Here is an 18508-nt window from a genome sequence, read left to right on the forward strand (position 1 = left end):
CATGGACGAGGAACTGTACCAGGCCTTCATCACCGAAAGCGAGGAGAGCATCACCCAACTGAACAACTCGTTGTTGACGCTGGAGTCGAACCCAGAAGACGACGAGGCGATCGACGACATCTTCCGCCGGGCTCACACGCTGAAGGGGAACTTCGGCGCGATGGGTTTCGACGCGGCGGCGACAGTCGCCCACGCCATCGAGGACCTCCTCGACGAGGTGCGGCAGGGCGGACTCGACGTGACGCCCGAACGGATGGATCTCGTGTTCGAGGGCGTCGATCTCATCGTCGACATCCTCCACGACATCGAAGCGAACGGCGAGACGACCATCGATCCCGAGGAGACGGTCAGTGCCCTCCGGGCCGCCGCCGAGGGCGACGAGGGGACGGACGGAGCCGAGAGCCAGGGAGACGTCGACGACCCGGACGCGGCCGACGCCGCCGGGTCGGAGCCGTCCGCGCCGGTCGATACCGTCGACGCCGGGGATGGAGAGGGCGACGACGTCCCCGCGTCCCGGGCGGCGCTGATCGAGTCAGCGGTCGAGACCGTTCCGACGGATGTGCTCGCCGGCTCCGACGCCCTCTACCACGTCGAGGTCGCGCTCTCGACGGGCGAGATGAAGAGCGTCGACGCGGGCCTCTTCCTCGAGGGGATCCCCGAGGACCTGGCGATTCCGGGAGCGATCCCGCCGCTGACCGACATCGAAGCGGGCGCGTTCGACGACGGCGTCGAACTGTTCGTGGCGGACACCGACTCGGACGCGGTCGCGCGGACGGTCGGCGAGCTCTGGGGGGTGACCGACTGCGAGGTCACGGACGTCTCGACGGCGATCACCCGGGCGGGTGGGCGGCTCGGAGACGGCGGGACCGACACCGCTAGCGGACCGGCGGGCGAGGGGAGCGGCGACGCGGATGGGACGGACGGGGACGAAGGCGACGCGTCGACGGCCGCGACTGTGGCTGGGGCGGCGACCGACGACGTCGAGGAGGACGCGGGCGGCGACGGCGGGAGTGGTGGCGATACGGGGTCGGAGCGGAGCATCGCCGAGGTGAAATCCGTCCGGGTGGACGTCGACCAGCTCGACGAACTCCACGAGCTGGTCGAACAGCTCGTCACCTCCCGCATCAAGCTCCGACAGGCCATCGGCGAGGACGAAACCGGGGGCGTCGACACGCTAGACGAACTGGACAAGATCTCGTCGAACCTCCAGAGCACGGTGATGGACATGCGGCTGATCCCGCTGAAGAAGGTGTTCGACAAGTTCCCGCGCCTCGTTCGTGACCTCGCCCGCGAGCAGGACAAGCGGGTCGACTTCCGCGTCGAGGGTCAAGACATCGAGCTCGACCGGACGATCCTCGACGAGATCTCCGATCCACTGATGCACGTGCTCCGGAACGCGGTCGACCACGGGATCGAGCCGCCCGAAGAGCGAGCCGAGGCGGGCAAGCCCGAACAGGGTGTCGTGGAACTGTCGGCCCACCGAGAGCACGACACTGTCGTGATCGAAGTCGCCGACGACGGCGGCGGGCTCGACGTCGACCGGATCCGCGAGAAGGCCGTCTCGAAGGGGCTCGCGTCGACCGAGGCGGTCTCGTCGCTCCCCGACGAGGAAGTGTTCGACTACGTCTTCCACCCGGGCTTTTCGACGAACGAGGAGATCACCGACGTCTCCGGCCGGGGCGTCGGGATGGACGTGGTGAAGACGACGGTCGAGGCGCTCGACGGGTCGGTGTCCGTCACCTCGACGCTCGGCGAGGGGACGACGTTCAGGATCCGGCTGCCGGTGTCGGTGGCGATCATCAAGGTGCTGTTCGTCACGGTCGGCGACCGCCAGTTCGGCGTCCCGATCAAGTACATCGACGAGATCGGCCGCGAGACGCGCATCGACACGATCAACGGGGCCGAGGTCGTCGTCCACGACGATCAGGTGTTCCCGCTCATCCGGCTCCGGGACGCTCTCGGCGTCGGCGAGCCCGGTCCCGAGACGGGGATGGTCGTCCGGATCCGCCCACAGGACCGGCAGGTCGCGCTCCGGTGTGACGGCGTGACGCGGCAGGAGGAGGTCGTCGTCACGCCGTTGCAGGGCCCGCTGTCGGGCGCGGACGGGCTGTCCGGAACGGCGGTCATCGGCGACGGCAACGTCATCCCCATCCTCGACATCGGGACGCTCGAAGGGGCCGACGCGGGCGGGAGCGCCGCGAGCGAGTACGGTGGACTGGCCGCCGACGGGGGGAGCGCCGACTGATGGCCACGACCGAGAGTCGGGCGTTCGACCGACTCCTCGACTACATCGAAGAGTCGCTGGGGTTCGCCACGTCGATGTACAACAACGCGTACCTCGACCGGCGGATCTCCGCACGGATGCGCCGAAACGACGCCGACAGCTACCGCGCGTACCAGCGGCGGCTCGAATCGGACGACGAGGAACAGCAGGCCCTCCTCGACGCGCTGAGCGTCAACGTCACCTCTTTCTTCCGGAACGCCGACGTGTGGGAGGCGCTCCGTCCCGTCCTCAGAGAGCTTACGGCCGCGGGACGGACAAAGGTGTGGAGTGCGGCCTGCTCGGACGGCAGGGAGGCGTACTCGCTGGCGATGCTCGCACACGACGATCCGGAGGTCCGCGCGGACCGGATCCGGATCGTCGGGACGGACATCAAACGATCCATCCTCCAGGCGGCGAAACGCGGCGAGTACCTGGCCTCCGAGACGAACGATCTGGAGTCCCAACTCGCCCCGATCGGCGACTACGAGCGGTACGTCGAGCGGGACGAGGACTGCTACCGCGTCTCGCGTCCGGTGAAACGGATGGTCGAGTTCCGCCGGCACGACCTCATCAGGGAGTCGCCACCGCACGAGTTCGACCTCGTCTTGTGTCGGAACCTCTTCATTTACGTCGACGCCGACGCCAAGCGCGCGGTGTTCGAGACGCTCGGGTCGGGGCTCCGGCCGGGCGGCTACCTCACGATCGGAATGACAGAGACCGTCCCGTCGGCCTGTCGGTCCTGGTTCGAACCGGTGGAGAAGCGGCTCCGGATCTACCGAAGCACACGCTGACATGAAGCAGGGTGAGTACAAGCTGTCCGACACGCACGGCCGCTTTCTCAGGGCCGAACGGAACGGCCGGGAACTGCAGGACGCGGCGTGGACGAGCGGACGGATCCTCCTGTCGAACAGACGGCTCATCCTCGCGGGATCGGGCGGCAAGCGGACGTTCCCCCTCTCGACGATCGAGGGGGTCGAGGGGCGCTACGACGTCAACCAGGACGTCGCGAGCGTCTCGAACTACCTCTCGCTCCGGATCCCGAACGGCGTCGTCCTGGTCGCACCGACGGAGTACGAGACGTTCGAGCAGGAGTTCTACGGGGCCGTCCTGAACGAGGGGACGTTCCTCGCGCGGCATCCCGCGGTCGAAGGCGGCGTCGTCCAGAACACGGAGTGGGAGCGGTCGCGGCTCAAGGTCGAAGCGGAGGCGGTGAGCATGGCGACCGTGAGCGGGACGTTCGTCGAGATCCGCCTCGACGACATCGGCGATATCACCACGGGCCGACGGACCATCATCGACGACGACCGCCTGGTGCTCGAAGTCGAACACTCCGACGAGGAGACGAGCGTCCAGACGTACATCTCCGGCACCGACCGCCAGATGTCGTTCCTCGAATCGGTGCTCCGGAAGGGCGAAGAGCAGTCCGAGACGTCGCTGGAGCTGTCGAAAACCGACAAACAGGTGCTCACGGCGCTGTACTCCGGCGTCTCGCCGTTCGACATTCCCTCGTTTCTCGGCCTCGACGTCGACGAGGTCGAGGAGCTGTACGTCAGGCTCATCGACCACGACGTCCTCAACGAGGTCAGGGTCCGACACGAGGTGACGCTGAACGCCCGTGGCCGGAGCATCGCGAGCGACGTCATCTCCGACCAGTAACCCCGGCTAACCACGGTCGAGGACGGGCGATCGTCGATTCGACGCTCAGATGTCTCTTGGGAGTTCCGTAGAGGTCTGTTGAAAGTTCTGCAGAAGTCCTTTGAAAGATTCCTCAGAAGTTGATGTCCTCGAACCGCTCGTTGATCAGGAACTGCGCCTGGGGTGTGAGTTCGTGCGGCGGATCGATCGACTCGATGAGCCCGTTGTCGTCGAGGGTTTCGAGGTGGTCGTCCAGGACCGACTCGTCCACGTCGAGCAACGCGGCGAGGTCGACACCGCTCGCCGCCGTGCCCGCCGAGTAGAGGCCGACGAGCACTTCGAGGGCGTCGTCGGAGAGGTCGATGTCGCGGACGTCCGACGCGAGGTAGTGGTACATCTGTCTGAGGTAGCGTCCGAGGATGTTCATCTTGCGTCGGGACGACATCGACACCTCGGTCGTGACGGTCTGGGTCTGGGTGACGTGCTGGACGGAGAGCACGAGCCGTGGCTCGTCCTCGATCGTCCGTTCGAGCACCTCGAAGAAGACGACGCTACCGAGGTCGATCTCGAACACCCCATCGCCGATCGTCAGCTCCTCCGTCCCGGGGAAGGCGACACAGTCGGTGTCGAGGTGGAGTCCGACCTCGCGGATGGACTCCTCTTGGAACCGACCTCCGATCTTCGCGGGGTGTTTGAGCGCCACGGTCGACCCGTGGAGCGTCGCCCGGTAGAGGATGAGCGAGAACTTCTCGATGGTCTCGCGGTCACCGCCGACGACGGTCGTCCGCTGGACGCCGTTGACGACGTAGCCGACCATCACCGTGTGGTCGAAGAACTGCTCGACCTCCGGCGGGACCTGTCCGACGGCGACGTCGAAGATCGACGTGAGCGGCACGACCGTCTTCGAGTCCGACGTCGCCAGGATGAGCCGCTGTTCGCTCATCAACACGCGGCCCTTGAGCGGGTCGAACGTCCCCGACCCCCCGGCGACGAAGTTCGCCACGAAGTCGACGACGATTGACTCCCCCGATTTGGTCCGGGTGAGCCGCCGTCTCGCCTCGTCTTCACCCCGTGCGGCCTCGGTCGCTGCTTGCTGTTTTCGCTCCCCCTCGGTCGTTTCGGTGTCCGCATCCGCGTCCGGGTTCGAGGTCGACGAACTGTCGCTCACGCGGAGATCAGCGCTCCGGCGAGGTGTGAGGTCACGACGGCGAGGATACTCCCGATCCACGCGAGCGCGACGAAGTGGAGGTAGGAGTTGGCCTTGTGGCCACCGTCGACGACGCGGATCATCAGCGACGACAACAGGGCGTTGAACAGGATGATGAGCGTCAGGAGGTACTCGATCGTGGGCACGTCGTACACACCGGCGTGGATGATCGTGCCGACGTTCGTCCCGGTAAGGTCCATCTGTGCGGAGATCCCGACGAGGATCTCGACCACTTCCAGTCCGATGAAGAAGGCGAAGGCGGCCGAGGCAGTGATCCCGTAGAGGACGCCGATGAGGGTGATCGTCGCCTGTTGGCGCTGGCGACGGAGCTGGAGCACCTCGTTCATGTTCCGGCTGATGAGCTCGCCGAGTTGCTTTGGGCTCCCGCCCATCTGTCGGCCGACGAGATACATCTCGGAGAACTTCTGGATGAGGTACGAGCTGGCCTCGGCGGTGAAGTAAAACCACGCCTTCGTCGGTTCGATCCGCATCTTCAGCCGGGTGTACAGCCGGTTGACGTCCGCCGTGAGCGTGCCGAAGTCCTTCTTCCGGAGCGTCTTGAGCACCGCCGAGGTGGTCGCCTGCTTCGCGCTCTCGGAGGAGCCGAGCGCGCGGATGAAGCCGGGGAACTCCTCGTCGCGGCCCTTGATCGAGTTCTCGTGTCGCCGCGCGAGGATCCCCGGGATCGCAAGCGGTGTGAGCGGTGCCGACATCAGGATCGGGATCGGGACGCCCTCCAACACGCCGCGCATCGCCCGGCCGACCGGCGTGAGGCCGAACGTCCCGAGCGCGAGCGCGAAGATGAGGATGAACGACAGCCCGACCGCGCCGTAGAGGCTGATGTCCACCTGGCGGACCGGCCGGGTGCGGTACTCCTCCTGGAGGTACCACAGAGGGTCGTACGGCGACATCGTCCGCATGACGAAGTAAAAGCCGAGCTGGACGAAGACGAACAGGATGATGACCGCGAGGATGGTCGTCGTCGCGTCGGTCCCCGTGAGGATCGGGAGGACGATCGCGTTGATCAGCCCGAACGTCATCGAAAGGATCATCGACAGGTAGAGGTCCTTCATCACTTCGAGGTTCTCCAGGGCACCCTCGTACACCGTGACGTACGACTGGATCATCGCCTCCTGCTCGCCGAGGAGGAAGTCGTCGATTCCTTGACCCGCGTTCAACGCGTACGCCAGCCGATCGAGGAAGTCAGCCATCGGCTTCGATGGCACCTCCCGGGCCCGCCGTTTGCACGCGTCGTCGAGCGACTGGTTCCAGGCGTCGACGAGCTGGACGATCCGGTTCATCTCGGTCGCGAGTTCGCCGTACTCCTCCTCGCGCGAGAGCGCGCGGAACACTTCGACGCGGTCGATGTTCGTCGTCGACAGCACCGTCATGTGGGTGATGAGTAGGTGGAGCTGGTTCTCCAGGCCGCGGCGCTGCTGTTCGACGAGCAGGCGCGGGTACAGAAGCGCCGTCGCGGCCAGGAGGACGCCCAAGAAGAAGATCGGCAGCCGGACGAGGAGCGGAAGTGGGAGGACGACCGACCCGAGCGTCGACAGCAGGAAGAACAGCGCGGCCGGCGAGACGACGAGCAGGAGGTAGCGCTCGACGCGCATCGGCATCCGCTGGTACGACTCCCAGACGGAGTCGGCGAACTCCTTGAAGCGGGCGGTGCCGGTCGCGACGTTCGTGTTCGATCCCATCTGTCATCGTCTCAGTGAGGCCATGTCGAAGGGGAGGCCCTCCACCCCGTCACGCTGGAAGTCCTCGATCAGTTCGTTCACGTCGTGGTAGCCGACGACGTTCTCTTGGATCGCGCGTCTGATGATCTCCGCGCGGAACTCGATGTCGTCGTAGATGTCGCGCGTGTCGGCGTAGCCGAGCAGTTGGGCGACCTTCTCCTCCATGATGTAGGAGTTATTCATCCCCTGGAAGACGATCTCGTCGTCGACGGGATCCCAGTAGAACACCTCGCGGGTGACGACCCCGCCCATCTCCTTCGAGTAGCCCTCGATCTCGACGACGCTCGTCACGCGGCGGAGGATGTCGTCCCCCCGCCGAACGCGGTTCTGGAACAGTGCGATGTCGGCGTTGTCCATGAACGTCTCGGGGACGTTGATCGGGTCGCCGGTGAAGCGCTGGATCATGGAGACGATGTCGGACGCGTGGAAGGTGAGGATGACCGGGTGACCCGTCTGCGCCGCCTGAAACGCCATCCGCCCCTCCTCGCCACGCACCTCCCCCACGATGATGTAGTCGGGGCGCGACCGGAGCGCTGCGGCGACGAGGTCGAACATGTCGACCTCGGAGTCGCTCCCGCGTCCCTCGCGGGTGAGCAGTTGCTGCCAAGTGTTGTGCGGCGGGAGCACCTCGGCAGTGTCCTCCGCGGTGTAGATCTTCGAGTCGCGGGGGATGAACGACAGCATCGCGTTCAGCGTCGTCGTCTTCCCGGACGCCGTTTCGCCGACGACGAAGATTGTCCGCTCGTTCTCCAGGGCGACCCACAGGTACGCGGCGAGTTCCGGGGAGAGCGTCCCCCACTTCGTGATCTGGTAAATCGACAGCGGAACGTCGTCGCCCTGTCGGATCGTCAGGCTGGAACCCTTCAGCGAGATGTCGTCGGAGTAGATGATGTTGATACGCGAGCCGTCCGGGAGCGTCGAGTCGACGATGGGGTGGGCGTCGGAGACGGGGTCGCCGATCCGCTCGCCCATGTTCCGGAGCCAGTTGTCGAACTGCTCGACCGAGTCGAACTCGACGCTCGTCTCGAGCAGGCCGAACGTTCCGTGATCGACGTCGACCTGGTTGGGTCCGATGACGTGGATGTCCTCGTTCTCGGGGTCGCGCATGATCGGTTCGAGCGGCCCGAGCCCGACGATGTCGCGGACGAGACGGTACTGCATCTTCTCGTACGTCGACTCCGGGACGGCGACCCGCCCGATGTCGAGTTTCCCTTTCAGTTGCTGGATCGTGGTCTGTTCGTCCTCAGGCACCGGCTCACGAACGGTCACGACTTCCTCGAGGAGTTCCTCGATCCGCTGTTCGTACTCGGCGTCGGACTCGGGGGCGGGCTTCCGGACGCTGTACTCGAGGATCTTGTCCTTGACGTCGTCGAACACGGCGCGTTCGGACTCGTCGAGCTCTGGTTCGATCGTATAGTACTTGGTCGTCTCGCCGAAGTTACCGTATATCTGACAGTAGATTGGCCCGCCGAGGTGGTAGAGCACGTTCGGACGGCGCGATTCGTAGTCGGACGGTTCGTCCACGAGGAGTGGAAACTCACCGGTGATCTGCTTGAACCGCTTGAGGTGATCCCTGAGGTGGTCCCAGCGGGACGCGTGCCGCTTGAGTTCCTCCGAGATCCGTGCCGAGCCGTGCTCCGTCGCCATCAGGCCACACTCCTCGATTCGATGACAATTCCGATGCCCGAGCGAACCGAGAAGCCGATGCGGTCGCCGACCTGCTCACCCATCCCCGCGAACCGCTTGACGAAGATGTTCCGGCGCACGTCGTTGCCGACCTCGACCATCTCGAGTTCGATGAAGACGTCCGCGATCGAGCGGAACGGTCCCATCGTCTCCTCGTCGACGGTCGTCGGGTCGACGGTGAGGATCACCGTCTTCCCCTGCGAGGTGACCTCCCGGAAGAAGGAGATGATCTCCAGGGCCGCCTGCCGCTCTTCGTTCTGACGGACCAGCGCCTCGAACTGCGGGTCGTTCCGGAGGATCGCGTCGAACGTGTCGACGATGATGACGTCCCCGTTCCACACCTCTTCGGCCTCCATCAGGCGCCGGAGCAGCTCCTTTCGGTCGCGCTCTTGGCCGCTGAGGGCCCCGCCGGAGTCGAGTTCGGCGTGGATATAGAGGATCTCCTCGTTCAACAGCGGTCTGACCATGTTGTACTCCAGCGAGTGCATCTGATCGAGAAAGCCCCGCACGCTCAACTCCGTGGAGATGAACGTGACGGTGATGTCCTCGTCGGTGAAGCCGTAGCTCAGTCGCTGGGAGATGACGCTCTTGCCCGCGCCGTAATCACCCTCGATGAGGACGATCGCGCCGCGCGGGATTCCCCCGCCGAGTTCCTGCTTCAGGCGGTCGTGTCCGTCCAGCCCGATCGGGAATTGCGTAGAGTCTGTCATGATGTTCTGAACCGAAAGACCTCCTCGTCGCTGTCGAGGACGAGTTTCACGCGGTGGTCACCGGGCGACAGCGAGACGCCCGAGACGGTGAGTTCGACCACCCCGTTCGGCGTCCACTCGGTGCCGTCGACCACCTGCAGGGACGTGGCGGTCTGGTACTGCCCGTCGACGAAGAGGTCGACGGCGTCCGCGTCGGCCGGGAGGGTCCGGACCCCGGTGTTCTTGACGTAGAGCGTGATCGTTCCGTTCGCGTCGTCGTAGACGCCCGCCTCGGGATCGGAGATGATCTCCACGTCGGTCTTGATCGATTTCGAGACGTCCCCACCGCGATCGTCGACCGCGTTCGAGATGCCGCTCACCGTGTCGATGAGCACCCCGGCGACGCCAGCCGCGATGACGATGCTCGCGATGAACAGGATGAGCGTCGGCACGGATATCTCCGCCATGTTACGTCACCGTGACTTGGCTCGTTTCGGCGACGCCGTACTCGGTGACGACTTTCACCCGAGCGGGCTCCGACGTGGAGACGTTCAGCGTCATCGTCTCGCCGGGCTCCCAGAGGTCGGTCGCCGCGGTTCCGTCGACCCGTGCCGACGCCGTGGAGTCGTACTCGTTGTCCACGAGCACGGTCGTCCCGTTCACCGACAGCGTCGTCGACCCCTCGTTCACCACCGAGAGGTTCAGCGTGCTCGTCGTGTTGTTGTAGACGGCGCTCGTCACGGCAATCGCCGTATTCCGGCGGTCGAGCAACTGCTCTTGGCGGTCGTCGCGGGCCTCGTCGACCTGCTCGAACGTCGTCGCGGTCGTCGTGAACATCGTCCCCGCGGCGATGAACAGCCCGAGGAAGACGATCGCCGTCGCCCCGCTAACGCCGAATCCCACGGTCACTCCCCCCGTCGGCGACGAGCGCCTCTAGCGCGGCCGGATCGGGCTCGTGGCCACCGAGTCGACTCACGTACGAGAGGCTCGTCTCGTGGTGGTCGACGGCCAGTTGCGCGTGCTGTTCGTCGTCCCGCGGGCTCGCGGCGAGGCGAACGTACGTGTCGAGCTTCGATCGCACGTCGGCCGAGATCCAGCCGAAGTCCTGGTAGAGCCGAAGCGCGCGGGACGCACCGAGGGGGCCACCGGCCGAGACGAGGAAACGCACCCACTCCATCGCGACGGACTCGGCGACGTACGTCGACGGGAGCGTCGAGAGGTGGGCGGCCGAGTCGTCCGCTCTCGCGGCACCCCGCTTCTCCCGTCCGACCTCGTCGGCACGCTCGGAGTCGGTCCCGGAGTCCGCGGAGTCGGTCCCGGAGTCCGCGGAGCCCGCCCCGGCGTCGTGAAACATCTCGTCGTCGGTCACGGCTTCGGCCGCCTCGACCGACTCGCGGTCGCCGTCCGGGTCGTGCACGCTGTCGGTGGGTTCGTCTGACACGTCCGCATCAGCCGGTTCGTCGTCCGACTGAACGCTGACCAGCTCGGATCGACCGGCACCGCTCTCGGGTGCGGCCGTCCCGTCAGCGACCTCGCCGGCACCGTCATCGGGGTCGTCCTCCTCGTCGGTCGCCTCGGCGTCGCTCTCCTCGTCAGCCGTCTCGGTTGTGACCGCGTCACCGTCGTCCTCGTGGCCGTCGACGGCATCGTCGGCTTCGCCAGCGTCGTCCGCCGCGTCCTCGTCGGTGTCTTCCCAGCCGTCGCCGTCCTCGTACTCGGCTTTGAGATCGTCGAACGAGACTCCGCCCGTCCCGCCAGTGTCGGCCGCTTCGGCGTCGGTCGGGTCGGGCTCCTCGTCGAGCATCTCCGGCCCGTCCGGTTCGGCCTCCGCGAGTTCGTCCTCGGCGGCCGCTTCGGCTCGCTCCTCGCCGGTCTCGGCGTCCAGTTCGCCGAAGTCCTCGTCGAAGAAGCTCTCGGCGTTGGCGTTCGCGACGTCCGGATCGAGGTCGTCCTCATCGTCCTCCTCGGAGTCGAACAGTCCGAACGCGCCGTCGCCGTGTTCGAGCCCGCCCATCTCCCGGGCGTCGTCGACGAACGGGTTGATGCCGCGGGTGACCATCTCGTAGATGTCGAGGAGTTTGCGGATCGTATCGTCGAGCTCGTCGACGGTTTCGCCGATCTGTTTGTTCTCCTCGCGGACGGTGTTCATGCTCGACGAGATCGACCCGACCTCGGTCTCCAGTTCGCCGATGCGGTCCTCGAAGTCCGCGAGCCGCTCGGTGAAGTCGTTTCCGCCGCCGGCTCCGGCTCCGCCCCCGCCCCCGAAGCCGTCGTCGTCGAGGTCGCCGAACCCGTCGTCGGCGCCGTCCGCGTCGTCGGCCGTAGGGCCGTCGAAGTCGTCGTCGAGGTCGTCGAACTCCTCGTCGAACTCCCCGAGGTCGTCGAACTCGTCCGTGTCACCGTCCTCGTCGACGTCGCCGGACGCCTCCTCGTCCTCGTCGTTCACCCAGTCCATCATTCCCATCCGTATCGCCTCCGTCGCGAGACGCGAAGGGAAGCTCCGTTCCGAACCGTCGCCGAAGCGAACCCGACCCGACATCGTCGGACGCCACCGAACACGACCGCCAGAGGCGGGGGAACAGATAGCATTGATTGTCTGGTAACCCTGAACGATACATGAAGTTTCGCTCCTGACTATCGAGGGTGATAACGCACACCGGCGCGTAGTTTTTGCCCCGCTCGGATCGAACGAATCCCAGTGAATGTAGCGGCGGTGAGAAGAGTTATTTGGGCCGGTAACCACGGTGTACAAGTCCGAGGATCTAACTCAATGCCAGAACTCGTCGAAACCGGAATCGAAGGACTCGATTCTATCCTTAATGGTGGTATCGTGAAGGACGCAGCAGTCCTCATTAGCGGCAATCCCGGGACCGGCAAGAGCATCCTCGGGATGCAGTATCTCTACAACGGTGTGGCCGACCACGGCGAGGGAGGTATCTATCTGACGTTCGAGGAGTCACGGGCCGACATCGAGGAGGCCGCTCTCTCGATCGGCTTCGACAAGTGGCCCGAGTTCGTCGAGAGCGGCGACATCAAGGTGTACGACAAACGAACGCTCCTGCGCGACGGGGACTTCTCCGGGACGCTCGACCGCATCCTCGACGATCTCCAGTCGACTAACTACGACCGGCTGGTGCTGGACTCGCTGACGATGTTCCAGCTCTTCTTCGAGGACGAGAAGGAACAGCGTCACTACCTCCTGAAGTTCATCGACATCCTCAAGGACTCGGGGCTGACCTCCCTGCTCACGACGGAGCAGTCGGCGATCTTCCCCGAGACCGAGATCGGACTCGAGAACTTCCTCACGGACGGGAACATCTACCTCGTGCAGTCGCCCGCCGGCTCGACCTCTAATCGCTACGTCTGGGTGGCGAAGATGCGCAAGCAAGAGATCAAAAACTCTATGTTCCCGATGGAGATCTCCCAGGGCGGGATCAAGATCTACGAGCAGGCCGCGGGCTTCTCGATGGTCGGGGAAAGCGCGCCCTTTTTCGGTGGCGGCGACCAGCCCGAGCGCTGAGGGAGCGCCTCGTGGGTTGTGTCGAGGCGTTCGGAACGGTCGAGAGTAGCTATCGGGCCGCTCCACAGGGTGGAATTGTCGAAATCGTTCTCGTCAGGACAGTCGGCAATCGCTTTCAGAACCGGCTGTGATCGCCGCGAGACCGTTTCTGTCCACGCATCCCCGGAATAAATAGCGGGGCGAATCGGAACGGCCGATGAGACATCGACTTGTGGACGTTCTCCGGACGTCTCGGCGAGCGTTTCGGAACATCGATTACGAACATGGCGTATGTACTGCCACCGGCGATCGGCTGTACAGTAAGCGTTCGCTATCGAAGGTTGCTCCAGTAAAAAACAGAACCGCTCGTGCACCGCGTGGTGCGCGGAGTTAGAGGAAGATCGTGTCGTCTTGGACGTCGGTCGGGATCGTCACCTGGACACGAGTGGTTGCGCCCGACGGCGTCGTGAAGAGGAGCGTCCCTTCTTCGCCGCTCTGGAGCGTTGAGCTGTTAAACGCCGAATTGCTGACGCCGATCTCGAGTCGGTACTTCGAGTCGTCGGTGATCGTCACGGGTGAGGTGGTGGTGCTGTTCGTCTCGTCGAAGACCGTGACTGCAGCGTTGGAGACAGGAGCCTGACCCTGGTTGGCGTCGCTGATCCACTGCACGGTCGTCGATGTCAGATTGATGTTTCCGGACCCAGACGCCTTCCTGACCGTTACCGAGACGTTGTCCGTCGATCCGGAACTGATCGTGGCGTAGGCGTTCACCACGGTGAGGCGGTCACTCACTTCGCCCTGTGCCTGCTGACCGGTCTGTTCTGCGTTCTCCTGAAGGAATCCGGCCGTGTTGACCAAGACTCCGGCCGCGATCGCCGCGACCAGCACCATCGCGATGAACACGATGAGGGTTCCGATACCGACCTGACCGCGGTCGTCGTCGGGGAATATGTTGAGCTTCATTGTGCTACCTCAGATCTCCACCACGCCACCGCTCTCGGCGGTGTCGGGGATCCGTCCCTGGACGTACGTCGAAGCACCGGAAGAAGTCGTGATCTGGAACTCGAACTCGCTTCCGGGCGACAGGGAACTGGCGATCGTGGTGAGGTCGAGCGTGATCTCGATTCTGTCGGACTCACTCCGCAGGATCGTCGCGTCGTTGTTCGCAACCGCGGTGGTCGTCACCGCGTTGTTGGAGGTAGCGTTGAGCGTGTTGGAGGCGGTAGCCCCGTCGGGACCGAGATACGTGTACGTCGTATCGTCGAGACTGATGTCGTCGGAGCCGGACGCCTTGCGGACGGTAAGAACGACCTGATCGTAGTTTCCGTTAGTACCAGTGTCCGTGGCGTACGCATTCACGACGTCAATCCGGTCGCTCACTTCGCCCTGTGCCTGCTGTCCGGTCTGTTCTGCGTTCTCCTGAAGGAATCCGGCCGTGTTGACCAGGACCCCGGCCGCGATCGCCGCGACCAGTACCATCGCGATGAACACGATGAGGGTCCCGATACCGACCTGACCCCTGTCTGCTGTGTCTTCGAACATGTTGGGTAGTCTCGGCCGGATCCCCCCGACGGGGTCCGGGCCTTACTCGCATCGAGCGGTAGTGGATACATAACCATACTCCCCTGATTATCACGAGAGAAAATCAATCAAGGATACTGACTCTCATACGAATACACGCGTCCGTACACGGGTATGTAACGCAATCCGGAACGACGGACCAGTATAGATCTGGAGAACGATTCGGAACAAAGACCAGGACAGGTCTAGAGCTGCACCCCGGACGAGTTCCCCGGCCGACCGCTCTCTCGACTCAGGAACAGGGGGACGGAGGGACCAGGGACGCAGGAACCAGCGCGCCGCGGTCAGCGGCGGGTCAGTTGTCTTGGGCGATTCGACGCCAGACGTCGTCGAGTTTGTTCTTCACTTCCGGCCGTTCGGTGACGTTGAGAACGAGGTCGTCGTCCTCGAACCGGACGTTGATCTCGTCGACCTCACGCCGGTAGACGTTGGTCCGACGGTGTTCGTCGGAGAGAACCCGATCGTGGAGCGTCAACAGCCCGGCCTCGGACAGTTCCTCGATGCGTCGGTAACAGGTCGCGATGGGGATGTCGAGCAGGTCGCTGAACTCCTGTGCCGAGTGGGGCTGGTGCGCAGAGCGGAGGATATCTGGGTTGTAATCGTTTCCGAGGGCCGCGAGTGTCCTGTCTGGGTCCATCAGTGTTTTCGTTCATGATACCGACTAATGTCAATGTATTGGTTACGTGCTTGACGGATACGGGTCTCGACTCCCACCGGCGCCGCACGCTGGGTTCGGTCAGAGAGAGTCGGCTCCCCGATGGGCTTATTATCACGTCTCGACCACTTCCCGTATGGCACCGCGCGGGCCGAACGACGAGGAGGGGGTGGTCGAGCCCGACGACCTCGACATCACGAAGAACGAGGAGGTTCACGAGCTGCGTGACGGACAGTACGTCATCGCCACGGAGAACGCGGGGGCCGACGACCGCGACCTGGCGGAGCTTCGAGCGGACCTCCGCGAGGCATCAACACCCGAGCCCGATCCGCGGTCGGCGCTGGTCGAGCACCTGGAGTCGGTCTCGGCGGCCAACGGCTTCGTCATCGCGGGACGGTTCGACGACGAAGTCGCAGTGCACGAGAGCACCTCGGACGATCCCGGGGCGGTCTTTCGCGAGTTACTCACGTGGTACGCGGCGAACGTCGACGACGACACGCCCGCCCCGGAGGTTCTCGGCATCCTCTGTCTCGCCGCCCGCCTCCCGGTGCGGTATCCGGCACGGACGGTGGCCGACGTGCTCGCGGCGCACGACCTCTCGCCCGACGACTCGATCCGGGAGCTGATCGATATCGTTCGCGACGAGGGGCTCGTCATCCCGCCCGACGCCGACGAGTAGTTTGCTATCGATCGTGATAACCAGTGGGAAGTATTTATGCGGTGATTTCAGCAATCAGGACTGTATGGCGAACACAGTGCTGGTGGTCGACGACTCCGCGTTCATGCGGAACCCCCTGAAGCAGCTCCTCGATGGCGAACACGACGTGATCGGAGAGGCCGAAAACGGCGTCGAGGCCGTCGAACTGTACCGTGAACTGAACCCCGACGTGGTGACGATGGACGTCGTGATGCCGATCAGGAACGGGATCGAGGCGACGACGGAGATCAAGGAGATCGACCCGGGGTCGTCGGTTATCATGTGTACGAGCGTCGGCCAGGAGGAGAAGATGCGCGAGGCCGTCGAGGCCGGCGCCGACGGCTACATCACCAAGCCGTTCCAGAAACCCAACGTCCTGCAGGCGATCGACGACGTGGCGAAGGCGAAGGTATGAACCTCGACGTCCACGCGCTCCGGACGTTCAGTCAGCTGGCACACTCCGGCGCCGAGAAGGCCGCGTGGTCGCTCTCAGAGTTGACTGGGATGGAGACGCGGGTCAACGTGACCAAGATCGAGTTGGAGACCGCCACCGACGTCGAGTGTGAGTTCCGTGACAACGACTTCGTGAGCGTCCGGATCGGGTTCAGCGGCGGGCTCGACGGCCGGACGATCCTCGCGTTCGACCGCGAGGCAGCGTCGAACGTCGTCGAGGCGATCCTCCCCGGCGGTGCTGGAGGGGACGAACTCGCGACGTCGGGGCTCAAAGAGGTCGGCAACATCATGCTCGGCGGCTTCATCGACGGCTGGGCGAACCACCTCGAGACCAGCATCGACATCACGACTCCGACCTACCTCGACGTCGACAGCGACGGGCCGCTCGACGGGTTCGCCGTCGGCGACCGACTGGAGGGCGAAAACGAGCACGTCCTCGTCTTCCGCAACCAGCTCGAAACGACCGCCGACGCGGTGACTTTTTATCTCTACATGGTGCCGACCGCGGGGACGATCGAGACGATCGTCGACACGGCGACCGACGCCGAGGAAGCGGTCCCGATCGAGACGCTCACCACGTTCAGCGACATGATCTCCGACGGTGCCGAGCAGGCGTCGGCGGACATCTCGGCGATGACGGGCACGCAGACGGTCGTCGACGTCTCGCGGTTGAGCTTCGTCCCGATCGAGGGGGTCCCGATGCAGCTCGACGATGCGACCCGCGTCGGCGTCGTCCTCGAGTTCATGGGCGTCCCCAGCGGCTACATCGCCATTCTCTTCGACGAGACCTCCTCGGAGCAGATCGCCGCGGCGCTGCTCCCGGGCGCGGACGCCGGGGAGGCGATGCGCCAGAGCGCGATACAGGAGATCGGCAACATCATCACGTCGGGTTTCCTCGATGGCTGGGCCAACCAACTCGAGACGACGATCGAGATCTCCCCGCCACAGTTCGTCCACGACCTCGGTCCGGCGATCATCGACCCCCTGGCCACCGAACTCGCCCAGGCGCAGGACTACGCCTTCCTGATCGACTCGACCATCAGGACCGACGACGACGAGTTCACCTGCGACATCTACGCGTTACCGAACGAGAAGGAGTTGCGCCAGGCGCTCGACCAGCTATCGGCACACCCAGCCTGATGGAAGTCTACACGAGCGATCCGCCGGCCCGCCGGCGCACCGACCGCATCAAGGTCGGCATCGCCGACTTCGCGGTCGGCGACAGCGAGAGCCGACTCTCGACGAGTGGGCTCGGCTCCTGTGTCGGGATCGCGCTGTACGACGACCGTGCCGGGATCAGCGGGCTCGCCCACGCGATGCTCCCGGCCGGGGAGGGCAGAGAGGACGAGGCGAAGTACGTCGACACCGCGGTCCACGCGCTGATCGTGGCGATGGAGGGAGCGGGTGCCTCACGGCGTCGGATCCGCGCGAAACTGGCCGGGGGGAGTACGATGTTCGAGTTCGATTCGACCGACGAGAGCGTCGGCGATCGGAACGTCGCAGCAGCCCGCGAGACGCTCTTGGCGCTCGGAATCCCCATCGATGGCACGGACGTCGGCGGCGACCACGGTCGATCGCTCGAACTCGACGGGGCAACCGGCGACTTGCACGTCAGGTCGGCCTCGGCCGGCACACATACGCTGTAGCCAGTATCATAATCGATACTCAGCAGAATAGATTTATACACGTCGCACTGGTCAGCTGTATTAACAGTCGGTTTCGCGAGACTACATCATGAACGTCAACCCCGAAGACTACGACCCGGAGGAGTTGCGGCAGATGGCAGCGGAGCGACGGGCGGTCGACCGCCCCGAGGGCCGGCGCGGGGACGCCGACGATCCGACTCCACACGCCGACGACACGGGCTCGCGACGCGGGGACGACCCAGCGCCGCGACACACCGACGAGTCCGCACCGCGACGGAACGGCGTCGACGGCCGCCGCGGACCGCGTGGACGCTTCGGCGGGGGGAGTCGGGTCGGTCCGAGACCCGACCGTGGGCCCGCGACGAACGGCCGGGGCAACCCGGAGCCGACCCGTGGGCCGGCCGCCGACGCGCTGCGCTCGAACCAGCTCGAACAGCTGTTCCTCCACCAGTCCGCGACGATCGCCGAGGAGATGACGAAGCCGTACCTCGGATCGATCCCCCAAAAGTACGCGGCCGAGCGCGTCATCTTCGACTGGCTCGAATTCCTCGTGCTCAAGGGCGGCTTCAAGCGGACGATGGACGCCCTCCGGTACTACCGGACGATCGACTGGATTACCGAGGACGTCGAGTCGTCGCTCCAAGACTACCTGATCGGCTTTTCCGACGAGGGAACAGGCTCGCACGACCTCAACGTCGACGATCACCAGCTCAGTCTCGTGTACGTCGCCCGACTCGCCTCGATGAGTTAAGTGGGTA

At 64.8% G+C, this 18508-nt stretch carries 19 protein-coding genes; 9 read left to right on the plus strand and 10 right to left on the minus strand.

Annotation, left to right across the window (positions count from 1 at the left end; translation table 11 throughout):
- Position 1 precedes the first annotated feature (1 nt).
- The 3 genes from NKJ07_RS06530 to NKJ07_RS06540 are packed head-to-tail and all read left to right on the plus strand — an operon-like array spanning position 2 to position 3919.
- Positions 2–2245 carry a chemotaxis protein CheA gene (locus tag NKJ07_RS06530; RefSeq protein WP_318569777.1) on the plus strand — a complete coding sequence of 748 codons (2244 nt, stop codon included), beginning with the start codon at positions 2–4 and terminating at the stop codon, positions 2243–2245.
- Entirely contained in the window at positions 2245–3054 is an 810-nt protein-coding gene (locus NKJ07_RS06535) for a CheR family methyltransferase (RefSeq protein ID WP_318569778.1), read from the plus strand. The genes NKJ07_RS06530 and NKJ07_RS06535 overlap by 1 nt, the downstream gene beginning before the upstream one ends.
- Before the next feature lies 1 nt (position 3055).
- On the plus strand, positions 3056–3919 hold the full coding sequence (locus tag NKJ07_RS06540; protein WP_318569779.1) for a CheF family chemotaxis protein: 864 nt from the start codon (positions 3056–3058) through the stop codon (positions 3917–3919).
- Between the two features lie 112 nt (positions 3920–4031).
- On the opposite strand, the gene NKJ07_RS06545 is transcribed toward NKJ07_RS06540, so the two are convergent.
- The 7 genes from NKJ07_RS06545 to NKJ07_RS06575 form a co-directional block, all read right to left on the minus strand.
- Positions 4032–5066 (minus strand): CheF family chemotaxis protein, encoded by a 1035-nt coding sequence (locus NKJ07_RS06545; protein ID WP_318569780.1) that lies wholly within the window; start codon positions 5064–5066, stop codon positions 4032–4034.
- Entirely contained in the window at positions 5063–6724 is a 1662-nt protein-coding gene (flaJ, locus tag NKJ07_RS06550; protein ID WP_425504745.1) for an archaellar assembly protein FlaJ, read from the minus strand. The genes NKJ07_RS06545 and flaJ overlap by 4 nt, the downstream gene beginning before the upstream one ends.
- 84 nt (positions 6725–6808) lie before the next feature.
- Positions 6809–8491 carry a type II/IV secretion system ATPase subunit gene (locus tag NKJ07_RS06555; protein WP_318569782.1) on the minus strand — a complete coding sequence of 561 codons (1683 nt, stop codon included), beginning with the start codon at positions 8489–8491 and terminating at the stop codon, positions 6809–6811.
- Entirely contained in the window at positions 8491–9240 is a 750-nt protein-coding gene (gene arlH, locus NKJ07_RS06560; RefSeq protein WP_318569783.1) for an archaellum protein ArlH, read from the minus strand. Before arlH ends, NKJ07_RS06555 begins: the two co-directional genes overlap by 1 nt.
- Positions 9237–9686 (minus strand): archaellum stator protein ArlG, encoded by a 450-nt coding sequence (arlG, locus tag NKJ07_RS06565; protein WP_318569784.1) that lies wholly within the window; start codon positions 9684–9686, stop codon positions 9237–9239. The genes arlH and arlG overlap by 4 nt, the downstream gene beginning before the upstream one ends.
- 1 nt (position 9687) lies before the next feature.
- A complete protein-coding gene (gene arlF, locus NKJ07_RS06570) occupies positions 9688–10122 on the minus strand; it encodes an archaellum stator protein ArlF (protein WP_318569785.1) in 435 nt (144 codons plus the stop codon).
- Positions 10106–11683: a flagella accessory protein C gene (locus NKJ07_RS06575; RefSeq protein ID WP_318569786.1), complete on the minus strand. Its 1578-nt coding sequence runs from the start codon at positions 11681–11683 to the stop codon at positions 10106–10108. Before NKJ07_RS06575 ends, arlF begins: the two co-directional genes overlap by 17 nt.
- 306 nt (positions 11684–11989) lie before the next feature.
- On the opposite strand from NKJ07_RS06575, the gene NKJ07_RS06580 reads away from it, so the two are divergent.
- A complete protein-coding gene (locus NKJ07_RS06580) occupies positions 11990–12739 on the plus strand; it encodes an RAD55 family ATPase (RefSeq protein ID WP_318569787.1) in 750 nt (249 codons plus the stop codon).
- A 369-nt stretch (positions 12740–13108) separates the two neighbouring features.
- On the opposite strand, the gene NKJ07_RS06585 is transcribed toward NKJ07_RS06580, so the two are convergent.
- The 3 genes from NKJ07_RS06585 to NKJ07_RS06595 all read right to left on the minus strand — a co-directional run bounded on the left by NKJ07_RS06585 (position 13109) and on the right by NKJ07_RS06595 (position 14936).
- A complete protein-coding gene (locus NKJ07_RS06585; RefSeq protein WP_318569788.1) occupies positions 13109–13681 on the minus strand; it encodes an archaellin/type IV pilin N-terminal domain-containing protein in 573 nt (190 codons plus the stop codon).
- Positions 13682–13690: 9 nt separating this feature from the next.
- Positions 13691–14260, minus strand: a complete 570-nt coding sequence (locus NKJ07_RS06590) for an archaellin/type IV pilin N-terminal domain-containing protein (protein WP_318569789.1) — start codon at positions 14258–14260, stop codon at positions 13691–13693.
- A gap of 334 nt (positions 14261–14594) precedes the next feature.
- Entirely contained in the window at positions 14595–14936 is a 342-nt protein-coding gene (locus tag NKJ07_RS06595; protein ID WP_318569790.1) for an ArsR/SmtB family transcription factor, read from the minus strand.
- Positions 14937–15090: 154 nt separating this feature from the next.
- Here NKJ07_RS06595 and NKJ07_RS06600 point away from each other — a divergent pair, with 154 nt between their 5' ends.
- The 5 genes from NKJ07_RS06600 (at position 15091) to NKJ07_RS06620 (ending at position 18501) form a co-directional block, all read left to right on the plus strand.
- Positions 15091–15633: a DUF7500 family protein gene (locus tag NKJ07_RS06600; protein WP_318569791.1), complete on the plus strand. Its 543-nt coding sequence runs from the start codon at positions 15091–15093 to the stop codon at positions 15631–15633.
- A 64-nt stretch (positions 15634–15697) separates the two neighbouring features.
- Positions 15698–16066, plus strand: a complete 369-nt coding sequence (gene cheY / locus NKJ07_RS06605) for a chemotaxis protein CheY (RefSeq protein WP_318569792.1) — start codon at positions 15698–15700, stop codon at positions 16064–16066.
- Positions 16063–17244, plus strand: a complete 1182-nt coding sequence (locus tag NKJ07_RS06610; RefSeq protein WP_318569793.1) for a chemotaxis protein CheC — start codon at positions 16063–16065, stop codon at positions 17242–17244. Before cheY ends, NKJ07_RS06610 begins: the two co-directional genes overlap by 4 nt.
- A complete protein-coding gene (locus NKJ07_RS06615; protein WP_318569794.1) occupies positions 17244–17750 on the plus strand; it encodes a chemotaxis protein CheD in 507 nt (168 codons plus the stop codon). Before NKJ07_RS06610 ends, NKJ07_RS06615 begins: the two co-directional genes overlap by 1 nt.
- Before the next feature lie 88 nt (positions 17751–17838).
- A complete protein-coding gene (locus NKJ07_RS06620) occupies positions 17839–18501 on the plus strand; it encodes a FlaD/FlaE family flagellar protein (RefSeq protein ID WP_318569795.1) in 663 nt (220 codons plus the stop codon).
- The last annotated feature ends 7 nt before the right edge of the window (positions 18502–18508 follow it).

This window comes from Salinigranum marinum (assembly GCF_024228675.1).
GTDB classification, from domain to species: domain Archaea; phylum Halobacteriota; class Halobacteria; order Halobacteriales; family Haloferacaceae; genus Salinigranum; species Salinigranum marinum.